At 61.5% G+C, this 10554-nt stretch carries 8 protein-coding genes; 4 read left to right on the top strand and 4 right to left on the bottom strand.

Features of this window, described 5'->3' with window-relative positions; translation table 11 throughout:
* Positions 1-64: 64 nt before the first annotated feature.
* From EPO09_RS13060 to EPO09_RS13045, 4 genes are all read right to left on the bottom strand, one after another.
* Positions 65-973, bottom strand: a complete 909-nt coding sequence (locus EPO09_RS13060) for an alpha/beta fold hydrolase (protein ID WP_290643758.1) — start codon at positions 971-973, stop codon at positions 65-67.
* A 31-nt stretch (positions 974-1004) separates the two neighbouring features.
* On the bottom strand, positions 1005-2567 hold the full coding sequence (locus tag EPO09_RS13055) for a DUF2306 domain-containing protein (protein WP_290643757.1): 1563 nt from the start codon (positions 2565-2567) through the stop codon (positions 1005-1007).
* A gap of 141 nt (positions 2568-2708) precedes the next feature.
* Positions 2709-3902 carry a DUF1501 domain-containing protein gene (locus tag EPO09_RS13050; protein WP_290643756.1) on the bottom strand — a complete coding sequence of 398 codons (1194 nt, stop codon included), beginning with the start codon at positions 3900-3902 and terminating at the stop codon, positions 2709-2711.
* A gap of 16 nt (positions 3903-3918) precedes the next feature.
* Entirely contained in the window at positions 3919-5514 is a 1596-nt protein-coding gene (locus EPO09_RS13045; RefSeq protein ID WP_290643755.1) for a DUF1800 domain-containing protein, read from the bottom strand.
* A 186-nt stretch (positions 5515-5700) separates the two neighbouring features.
* On the opposite strand from EPO09_RS13045, the gene EPO09_RS13040 reads away from it, so the two are divergent.
* From EPO09_RS13040 to EPO09_RS13025, 4 genes are all read left to right on the top strand, one after another.
* Positions 5701-6927, top strand: a complete 1227-nt coding sequence (locus EPO09_RS13040) for a GGDEF domain-containing protein (RefSeq protein ID WP_290643754.1) — start codon at positions 5701-5703, stop codon at positions 6925-6927.
* Between the two features lie 110 nt (positions 6928-7037).
* Positions 7038-8444 carry a bifunctional enoyl-CoA hydratase/phosphate acetyltransferase gene (locus EPO09_RS13035; RefSeq protein WP_290643753.1) on the top strand — a complete coding sequence of 469 codons (1407 nt, stop codon included), beginning with the start codon at positions 7038-7040 and terminating at the stop codon, positions 8442-8444.
* Between the two features lie 14 nt (positions 8445-8458).
* Positions 8459-9664 carry an acetate/propionate family kinase gene (locus tag EPO09_RS13030; RefSeq protein ID WP_290643752.1) on the top strand — a complete coding sequence of 402 codons (1206 nt, stop codon included), beginning with the start codon at positions 8459-8461 and terminating at the stop codon, positions 9662-9664.
* A gap of 106 nt (positions 9665-9770) precedes the next feature.
* Positions 9771-10554 (top strand): branched-chain amino acid transaminase (locus EPO09_RS13025; protein ID WP_290643751.1); only part of this gene is annotated, 784 nt, incomplete at its 3' end.

Here is a 10554-nt window from a genome sequence, read left to right as displayed (position 1 = left end):
ATGCTGCGCGGGTGTGGTGCATCGTGGGCCTGATTGGCCACATTATGAGCTGTCACGTCGCACTTCACACGCAACTGGTGTGGGCCATGGCCATGTTCGAGATGGTGCGCGCCAGGTCTTCGGGCTGACTCAACGGTGCCCAGTGCGCAGCATCCACGCGGCTTTCGCTGTAATGCGTCGTCCATTGACGGCAGCCTTCAAACACGCGTGGCGGCAGGAAGGGATCGCGAGAGGCGATCAGTGCGTGGACAGGAATCGACGTGGTCTGGGTTGGCTGTGGGCGCAGCACCTGTTGCAGCAGATTCGATCGGTAGATCCCCAGGTAGCGAATCGCGTCGCCTTCCACACCCGCCTGGGGTTCGTAGGGCAGGTGTTCAAATCGCTTCATGAAGAAGCTGAACATCTTCATCGCGATGCCCGATCGCCACATCAGCTCCGGCAGGAGGGGGAGCGTGAAGAAGGTCATCAGGCCATTGCTGATGAAGGCCTGGTGGGTCAGTTCAAGCAGCCTGGCAGGTGTGGGGTGAAGCAAGCGCTGACGCATCCACTGGCCAACCTGATTGAGGCTGGGCGCCATGGTCACGAAGGACGCGATGCGGGCAGCGGCACGCGGATCGAAGATGGCATCCCAACCATATAGTGCGCCCCAGTCATGTCCTACCAGATGCACTTTGTTCTTCGGGCTGACGGCCTGAATGACTGCGTACAGGTCGTTGATCAAAGGGGCGTAGTGGTAGTGACGCCTGCCGCTGATCGGAGATGATGCGCCGCAGCCTCGCATGTCATAAGCCACCACGTAGAAGGATGAACTCAGCCGTTTGGCTACCTTTTGCCAGAATACGGCTCGATCCGGAAAGCCGTGCAGTAACACCAAGGTCTCTCTGGGCTGATCGGGCGAGGGCGCTTGTCCCCATGTGTAGACAGCCAGGCGAACACCTGGTGCGGCATCGACGTACAGCGTTGGTTGAGTCATGGCAAACGGGTGTGTGCGGTGGTCGAGGCGATCAGCCATGTTCACGGCCCGCCTGGCCCAGCACGGCATGGAACATGGCGGCGAACATCGGTACACCGCAGGCGCCTGCGGCCAGTACATAGGCCTGGCCTTGCTGGATGTAGTCTGCAGGAATGGGCAACCATTGCAGCAACCAGAGGTTGACGAGCAGCAGTGGCGCAAATGGCAGCACGCTCAACAGGAAGGCCAGGCTTTCCTTCATCATTGGCAGATGACCCTTGGCCATATTGCCTGCCAGCAGACCAGAGAAGGCCAGGATCAACAGGCCACTGGTGGTGTAGAGCGTGCCGCCTGAAAGCCACTGTTGTGCCGGTGCCAGCCCGATGTGCCAACCCAGGTAGATGGCGCTTGCACCTGCCATTAGCGACAGCATCAGTACCCGGCGTGCGGCGCCATGCAGATGGCCAGTGCCAGTCTGTGAAGGCGCCCTGTTCAGCATGCGATTGAACAGATGCAAGCCAAGCAGCAAGGCCAAGCCAACTGACAGCGCGAACACGTTGCGAATCAGTGGGTGTGCCTGCAGGACAGTGCTTTCGCGTTCCAGCAGCGCCGTGTTGACCAGCTTGTGTGCGCTGTCAGTGCTGGACATGCCCAGGCCTGCGCCGAAGTGCACGACGCTGATCAACAGCGCACCCAGTGCCAGCGCATACCAGAGCGGCATGGCACGCTGGAAGGCCTGCTGAATGCTGCGGGTCAAGTCTGATGGCGTGCGGCGTGTCATGGCGCGCTCATATTGGCGATTGACCTGAATGAGGCCATAGCCGATGAGCAGGCACTCCGGCATCATGATGCCCATGGTCACCAGGCTCAGGGTTTCCTGATCGATGTGCGGGAACAACCAGGCCAGCATCACCCAGTTCAAGCGCAAGATGGGGGCGACCAGCATGCAGGCAAATGACAGGGCCATGTAGCCCATGTGCTCGTGGATCCGCTTTTGCCTGAGCGCATGCACGGCGGCAGCCACGCTGAACAGGGCTACCGTTCCGAACAACCAGAGCGCCACCCAGGCTGCCAGGCGTGTGTACAGGTTGTGTGGTGCCGTCACGGTCAGGTAGGCGAAGGACAAGAGCACCGAGATGGGCACCGTGACGATGTAGATGCCACCGATCATGCGATGCAGGCGCATGAAGCGCTTGCGGAAAGCAGGCCAGAACTGCCATCCACCTAACAACATGCAGGCCACACCTGTGAAGATGTGCGAGGCCAGCAGGACTTGATTGAGCTTGGGCATCTGTGCCAGATACAGCCCATGCTCGATCAGCTTGGAATCCACGAAACGTTGCGGGTCCGTTCCGCGTGCCAGCGTGGCCAACTCAGGGCTGTAGGTCTGGATGTTGTCCAGCGTGGGCTTGTCGCGAAGCAGGCGAGCCTGGTGTTGCGCCAGCTCAGCCACGTTGTCGGACTGGAATGGCAGCAGATAGCGGGTGCTGGCTTCTCGCAACGCCAGCCAGCCGGTGCCTGACATCACCAGGGCAATGAGCACCACATAGAGGGTTGACAGCCAGTTGAATGAACCGCTTGTTGTGGAGCGAAGTGCAGGGGAGGAAGTGGACATCGTCGGTACGCCTTTGAACACGCTGCATGGGCTGAGCTGGCCATGAGCGGGCTCGACTCTAGGAGCCGGTCATACCTGTGACAAACGATGATTCCTTGCCTACGCTTAAGCAGGGCTAAACCGTGATGGGCTTGTGGCGGATCAGATCAAGCCGATGTCCTTGGGTTTGCTGCCAGGAAAGACGGTATCGATGGCGGATGAAGACAAGCCATATTGGCGTTGCAACAGACCGCCCAACAGGCTTCGGTAATCATTGAGAACGGGCAGATCGCGGTTTTGGAACAAGGTCCTGGCTTCGACGGTGGTTTGCTCGCCAAGCACGGCTTGCCCAGCCAGGCCGCCGCCCAGTGCCCAGTACACCGTTCCATGTCCATGATCGGTGCCTCGGTTGCCGTTTTCTCGCATGGTGCGGCCAAATTCGCTGATCACCAGTACGGTGGTTTGTTTCCAGCTGCTGCCCATTTCTTCTGCGAAGCCCGCCAGCCCGCTGGCGAGTTGGGCCAGCCGGCTGGGCAGGTAGCCTTCCAGCTGCCCTTGTCCGACGTGGGTGTCCCAGCCGCCGATGTCCACAAAGCCAATCGTGTGCCGATCTCGCATCAAACGGGCCATTTTTCGGGCCTCCTGCTCGAAGGCGTTGGCAGATGCCGCATGGCGGCTGGCCGCTTCCATCTCCTCTGCCATGTCCATGCTCAGCTCTTTGCGTGCCTCAAAGCCCTCGTTGATCTTGGCGCCCAGTGGGTGATGCCGGTACATGTCAGCCAATGCCGATTGGGTGGACTGGTCCAGCCCTTTCTTCGAATTGGTCTTCAGGGACACATTGGCAATGTCAATGGGGCCTCGGAACACGGTGGGCAGCTGGTCTGTGAATGACATGGCCGATCCGCCGTTGAGCGCTGCAGCCAGGCGATTGAGAAAGCCTGACTGGAAGTTTTTCGGGCTACCTGTGGCTTGCCCCAATTCAATGCTGTCTTGTGTTTCGAAATGGCTGCGCGAGGTGTCGTCTGTGCCGGCAAAGGGCACAAAGCTGATCTGCCTGGCTTGCAGCAAGCCGCGCAAGGGCGCTTCAGCGGCAGGGTGCAGGCCCCATTGATCAGTGAGCCGGATGGCGCCTGGCTTGTCTGCCGTGGCCATGGGCAAGGCAATGTGAGGGCGAACCTCCTGATAGAAGGACGATGCCGGTACCAGAAGGTTCATGGCATCGTAGCCGCCACGTAGGAAGACCAGCAGGAAGCGCGGGGCCGTTTGGCCACCGGCGGCGATCACCTGCGAGCTGAAGGGCAGGCTGCCCAGGCCTGCACACGTGGCGCCAAAGGACAGGAAAGTGCGGCGTTGCATGGGTGCTTTCTTTGGCTCAACGGTACTGGAATTCGGGCGAAGACAGGTACAGCGTGTTCCAGTCTTGCGGTGACGCTGTGTTGTCCAGGGCCTTGCGCGTGTCATCCCTGAGCAGCGCTCGGGTGTACTGGTAGTAGCTGGCCCTGGCCAGTTGCGGGAAGGCTGCTTGTTCACTTCGTGCGGGGCCCTCTTCGGTTTTGAACAATCCAGCGTTGTGTGTGCCGATGGCCTTGGCGACGTCAAAACGCACGGCCATCTGACCTGAGCTTGCCCATTCTTCCTCCGTCTGCGGATAACCGTCCGGCGTTGGCCGGTTGTAAAGGCCCTCTCCCATGCGATTGAGCCAGTTGATGATCGGGTTGATGTTGAGTACAAGCTTGTCGTCGTAGGCTGCACGCACGGCCGAGAGTACGAAGTGCATCGGGTCCTTGAACTTGCCTGGTTCGCTCTGTGTGAACTGAGGCGAATTCAGCAGCACCTGGAGCGTTTCGCCGATATGGCCGTTGCTGCTCAGGAAGACATCGGCCATGCGTTGGACAAGGGCTGGATCAGGCTGGTCGATGAGCAGGTAGCGCGCCATCTTGCGGCTGATGAAGCGTGCAGTGGATGGGTGTGCGGCCAAGCGATCGAGCACCTCATTGAGTTCCGCCGCGCCACGGCCTTGGATGGTGTGGCCCAACACCGTCTTGTTGCCAAAGTCGTGGCGGGCCGGGTTGAATTCGTAGGCGCCTTCACGCACATACAGGCCTGCCAGTTCACGGCGCAGCTTGGGCATCTTGTCCGCATGCTGCACGCCGTGGCCAGTCAGCACGCGGGCCAGTTCCTGCACGTCCCGCTGCGAGTAGGCGCCATCTACACCAAGGGTGTGCAGTTCCAGCAACTCACGGGCATAGTTCTCGTTCAACCGGTCCGCGGCATTTTGTTCGTTGTCCAGATAACGCAGCATGGCTGGGTGATGGGCCACTGCCCCCAGCATGTCCCGGAAACGTCCCAGCGCATGGGGGCGCAGGGCGCGCTCTTCATAGTCGCCGATCAATGCCCGGATGTTGTGCTTGTGCATGTGCACATTGAAGTGGTTGAGCCAGAACCAGGTCATGTGTTCGCGCAGTTGCTGAGGCGAATACAAAGCCCGCAGCAGGTGGCGTGTGGCGGCTTCGCGGCCCAGACGGGACAGCTCCTTCTGGTAGGGCTGTTTGTCGTCGGCCTGGCGCAAGCCGTCCAGGTCAGCCAACAACACCGTCAGCGGCTTTTGCGAGATGGTGAGATCGTCTATCTGCTTTTGGGCGGCGGGTGATAGCAGTGCGGGTGGCCCCGGGTTCAATTGCTGTCCGATGTAGCGGGTGGCTCCCAACTGAGCGGCCATGTTCAGTTCACTGTCGCAGGCGCCCCAACTCAGTCGGTTGACCAATCGGTACAGCGCGGGGCGATCCTGGGTGGCCAGCGGTGATGAACCGGGCGCTGCCTGGCGGGGGGCTGGATTGTGGCGTTTGGCATCAGGTGTGCTGCATGCCGCTAGCAACCCGCTCGCACCAGATAGCAGGCCGCCCAGGAGGGTAAGCGCGCGTCGGCGACTGGTGCGGTAGTTCGCAAAGGGGGCATTGAGTTCGGGCATGGTTTGTTGAACGTATGGCGTACCTGGGCTGTTGACCATTGTGGGCACGGGTTTTGTAAAGTTGGTGCGCCTGTTTCAGCTTGGGTGGCGGCCTGTGTGTCTGTCTTCACGTTTGTGCCGCGCTTGCGAGATTTGGTGCGCCGCGGGTGCTCAAGGCTGAGCGCGGTCTGCCGACACCAATCTGCCATGCCTGAACTTGCTACCCAAACACAGCCGGGGGAAAACGGTGCGCGCCGCGCCCGGCCATCCTTATTGGCGACGCTGCTCAATGGGGTTCTGAGCAGGGATCCCAAGCAGCGCGTGCGGATTGGCCGCTCCTTGCTGGCCACGTTTGTGTATGCCGTGGGATGGTTGCTGTGCGAATTTGGTTTGCGCCGTTGGCAGCTTTCGCATGCTGGCGTGCGCGTGTATGAAGTCACGAGTCTGCTGATCGCGCTCAGCTACTACGGTGCCTTGCGCACCGGTTGGAACATGCGCTTCAAGGATCCATCCTTGACGGGCTCCCAGATCATCGCGGCGCAATTTTCCGGCGCGCTGTTTTACGCGGTGATGAGCCCGGTTCGAGGCGCCATGCTCTCCCTTCAGGTCATCATCCTGTTTTTCGCCATGTTCAAGCTCAAGCTGCGTGGCCAATTGTTCATCAGCGTGAACGCCTTGCTGGTCATGGGCTTGACGACGACCGCACTGGGCTTGCTGTGGCCCCAAATCTATGATCCGACAACCGAGTTGGTTCATTTCATTGTGCTATTGACCATCTTGCCGCCAGTGTCCTTGTTGGGGGTGCAGTTGACCAGCATGCGCGCCAAGCTGCATCAGCAAAAGGAAGATCTGCTCAAGGCGTTGGCGCATATCAAGACGCAGGCTGACCGCGATGAGCTGACAGGTTTGCTCAACCGCCGTTGCATGCGCGACATGATCACGCACCATGTGAAGCTGCAATCTCGAAGCGGCGAAGGCTGTTCGCTGGCCTTGATCGATCTGGATCATTTCAAGCGCATCAACGACAGCCATGGTCATGCGGTCGGGGACGATGTCTTGCGCCTGTTCTCGCAGGAGGTGCGCAAGGTCTTGCGCGAAACCGATCTGGTGGCGCGTTGGGGCGGCGAGGAGTTCCTTGTCTTGCTGACGGGCACCCACGTTGATCAGGCCTTCACGGCCATGGAGCGCGTACGCGAAGGGCTGGATGCCGCAGCGGGGCCGCAGCAGGCACCAGATCTTCGGGTGAAGTTCTCTGCTGGTGTGGCGGAGTTGATGCCCATGGAGGCCATGGACAAGGCCATTGAACGCGCCGACGAAGCCCTCTACCGAGCCAAGGCCTTGGGGCGCAATCGCACCGAACTGGCGCTGGAGCCTGTGCTGGTTGGCGGCACCCCAGGAACGTTCAGCGCCAGCAGTGCGTCCGGCGCCGCCTGAGGCGGTGCGCGATCCTGCCTTGCATCAAGTGATGGCTGCAGACGGCGTGCCGATCATCTTTCCTGCCCTATGCTTGTCATCATTGACGCAGAAGATGGGTGCAGACCAATATGAACGACTTGACCGCCGTGACTTCCTTCAGCAACCAGACCTACGACCAGATCAATGTGGGTGCCAGCGTCAGCGTGGATTACAGCGTCACGCGTGATGATGTGGAGTTGCTGGCGTTGGTCTCGGGCGATGCCTCCTGGCTGGCAGCAGATGGCCAGCCTGCTGGCTTGAGGGATCCGGTCTGTGAGGGCGTGAGTGCCGAGGCGCTGATCCACGGCGTGATCAAGCGCCGCTTGCCTGGCCCGGGCACGAATATCGTGGGCCATCAACTGACATATGCAGGCCAGGTCAGCATGGGTGACCAGTTGCAGGCCCACGTGACGGTGGTGGACAAGCTCCCGCCCGATCGCCTGCTGCTGGATTGTCAGGTTAGCCGTGGCGACACCGTGCTGCTCAAGGGGCAGGTGACGGTGGTTGCTCCTACGCGCAACCTGACCGTGGACCAGCGCGAGCAACCCGCCGTGATCCTGCGCCGCAACGATGTGTTCGGGCGCTTGTTCAGCGCTTGTGAGAACTGCCCGCCCGTGCCGTGCGCCGTGGTGCACCCCTGCGATGCTGATTCGCTGGCCGGCGCACTGGAGGCCGCGAAGCACGGTCTGATCGAGCCGGTGCTGGTGGGGCCGCGCACCAAGATCGAGGCCGTTGCCAAGGCCGGTGGCTGGGATATCAGCGCCTATCGTCTGGTGGATACGGAGCACAGCCATGCTGCAGCCGAAAAGGCCGTCGCCTTGGCGCGCAATGGTGAGGTGCAGGCGCTCATGAAGGGTAGCCTGCACACCGATGAGTTGATGGGCGCCGTGGTGTCGTCTACCACGGGCTTGCGCACCGGGCGCCGCATCAGCCATGTCTTTGTGATGGACGTGCCCACCTACCCGCGCATGCTGCTGGTGACCGATGCAGCCGTGAATGTGTCGCCCACCATTGTCGACAAGGTCGATATCGTGCAGAACGCGATTGACCTGGCGCACGTGCTGGGTGTGCCCGAGCCCAAAGTGGCCATCCTGGCGGCTGTCGAAACCGTCAACCCCGATATGCCGGCCACGATTGACGCGGCCATGCTGTGCAAGATGGCCGATCGTGGGCAGATCACGGGTGGCCTGGTCGATGGCCCGCTGGCGTTTGACAATGCCGTGAGCGTGGAGGCCGCACGCACCAAGCACATCAACTCGCCGGTTGCGGGCCTGGCCGACATCCTCGTGGTGCCCAATATCGAAGCGGGCAATATGGTCGCCAAGCAGTTGCAATATCTTGCGGGGGCCGACAGTGCCGGCATCGTGCTGGGCACCCGCGTGCCCATCGTGCTGACCAGCCGCGCCGATTCCGTGCGCACCCGCCTGGCCTCGACGGCCGTGCTCAAGTTGCTGGCGCATTCGCGTGCCAAGGCTTCGTCCTCCGATAGCAAGTAAACACGGGGTACGCCATGACTGATGCCATTGCCGTCATCAATGCGGGCTCGTCGAGCCTGAAGTTTTCGGTGTTCACCTCCAAGGCCTTCAAGCCCCTGCTACACGGGCAGGTGGAGGGGCTGGGTAGCGCCACGAGCGGTGCGCATGCCATCGCCAAAGATGCGCACAAGCAGGTCTTGCTGGAACAACGCTGGGCACCTGGCGAGCACATGGGCCATGAGCAGGCACTGGCGTACTTGCTGTATGCCTTGCCGCCTTTCCTGGATGGGCATCATCTCAAGGCTGTTGGCCACCGCGTGGTGCATGGCGGCGTGCATTTCCACGAACCCGTGGTGCTGGATGATGCTGTGATGGCGGAACTGGCCGCTTTGATCCCGCTGGCGCCACTGCATCAACCGCATAACCTGTCGCCTGTGGCGGCCTTGCGCAAGCTGGCACCGCATCTGCCGCAGGTGGCTTGCTTCGATACCGCTTTCCATGCCGGCAATGCCGACGTGGCCACGCGTTTTGCCCTGCCGCGTGAGCTGCATGAAGCGGGTGTGCGCCGCTATGGCTTCCATGGCCTGTCATATGAATACGTGGCTTCGCGCTTGCCGCATGTGGATGCGCACGCCGCCAAAGGCCGCACGGTGGTCATGCACCTGGGCAATGGATCCAGCATGTGCGCGCTGCAGGGCGGGCGCAGCGTGGCCAGCACGATGGGCTTCACGGCGCTTGACGGCCTGCCCATGGGCACACGCTGCGGCAACATCGACGCCGGTGTGCTGATCTGGCTGATGGACCAGCGTGGCTTGAATGCCCGCCAGATCGAGCATCTGCTTTACAGCGAGTCCGGTTTGCTGGGCGTGTCGGGCCTGTCGTCGGACATGCGTACCCTGCTGGACAGCGACAGTGCCCAGGCGAAGCAAGCGGTCGAGCTGTATGTATACCGCATCGGGCGCGAACTGGGCTCGCTGGCGGCCGCGCTGGGTGGGCTGGACGCCATCGTGTTCACCGCAGGCATCGGCGAGCACGCCGCGCCGATTCGCGAGCAGGTCTGCCGCCAGGCCGCCTGGCTGGGCATTGATCTGGACGAATCGGCCAATCTGCAGCCGGTGACTGACGGGCACGCCTTGCGCATCAGCAAACCGGACAGCCGCGCGGCCGCCTGGGTGATCCCCACCAACGAAGAGCTGATGATCGCGCGCCACACGGCCCGTCTGGTGCTGGCTTCGTCCTAGGGGGATGTGCCTGCGGAGGAGGGGGCCGCAGCAGCGCTACAATCTAAGGTTCGATGAGCGACCCCTCCCAATTTCATGGGGCGCAACCCCTTTGAGAGGATTTCCCATGTCGATGGACGATCGCGACGGCAAGATCTGGATGGACGGCGAAATGGTGGAGTGGCGCGATGCCAAGATCCATGTGCTGACCCACACGCTGCACTACGGCTGTGGCGCCTTCGAAGGCGTGCGCGCCTACAACACGGTCAACGGCCCGGCGATCTTCCGCCTGCGCGAGCACACCGAGCGTCTGTTCAACAGCGCCAAGATCCTGCGCATGCCCATGCCCTTCACGCAAGAGCAGGTCATGCAGGCCCAGATCGACGTGGTCAAGGCCAACAACCTGGAAAGCGGCTACATCCGTCCGCTGGTGTGGCTGGGCTCTGAAAAGCTGGGCGTGAGCCCCAAGGGCGCCAAGGTGCACCTGATGGTCGCCGCCTGGACATGGGGCGCCTACCTGGGCGAAGAGGGCATGAAGCGCGGCATCCGCGTCAAGACCTCCAGCTACACCCGCCACCATGTCAACATCACGATGACGCAAGCCAAGGCGGTGAGCAACTACACCAACTCCATCCTGGCCAATATGGAAGCCACGGATGACGGCTACGACGAAGCCATGCTGCTGGACAGCGCCGGTTTCGTGTCCGAAGGTGCCGGCGAGAACCTGTTCATCATCAAGAACGGCGTGATCTACACGCCCGACCTGTCGGCTGGCGCCTTGAACGGCATCACTCGCAACACCATTTTCGCGATCGCCAAGGACATGGGCCTGGAGATCAAGGAAAAGCGCATCACCCGCGACGAGGTCTACATCTGCGATGAAGCCTTCTTCACCGGTACCGCCGCCGAAG

Origin of the sequence: Aquabacterium sp. (assembly GCF_004297345.1) — a bacterium.
Taxonomy (GTDB): Bacteria; Pseudomonadota; Gammaproteobacteria; order Burkholderiales; family Burkholderiaceae_C; genus Aquabacterium.
Note: the sequence above shows the minus strand (reverse complement) of the source record. Positions and strands in the feature narration are given on the sequence as shown.

What these genes read in the sequence shown, in the direction of transcription:
- EPO09_RS13045 (WP_290643755.1), bottom strand. Translation starts at nt 5,514, where the DNA reads ATGCCCGAACTCAATGCCCCCTTTGCGAACTACCGCACCAGTCGCCGA.
- EPO09_RS13040 (WP_290643754.1), top strand. Translation starts at nt 5,701, where the DNA reads ATGCCTGAACTTGCTACCCAAACACAGCCGGGGGAAAACGGTGCGCGC.
- EPO09_RS13055 (WP_290643757.1), bottom strand. Translation starts at nt 2,567, where the DNA reads ATGTCCACTTCCTCCCCTGCACTTCGCTCCACAACAAGCGGTTCATTC.
- EPO09_RS13060 (WP_290643758.1), bottom strand. Translation starts at nt 973, where the DNA reads ATGACTCAACCAACGCTGTACGTCGATGCCGCACCAGGTGTTCGCCTG.
- EPO09_RS13035 (WP_290643753.1), top strand. Translation starts at nt 7,038, where the DNA reads ATGAACGACTTGACCGCCGTGACTTCCTTCAGCAACCAGACCTACGAC.
- EPO09_RS13050 (WP_290643756.1), bottom strand. Translation starts at nt 3,902, where the DNA reads ATGCAACGCCGCACTTTCCTGTCCTTTGGCGCCACGTGTGCAGGCCTG.
- EPO09_RS13030 (WP_290643752.1), top strand. Translation starts at nt 8,459, where the DNA reads ATGACTGATGCCATTGCCGTCATCAATGCGGGCTCGTCGAGCCTGAAG.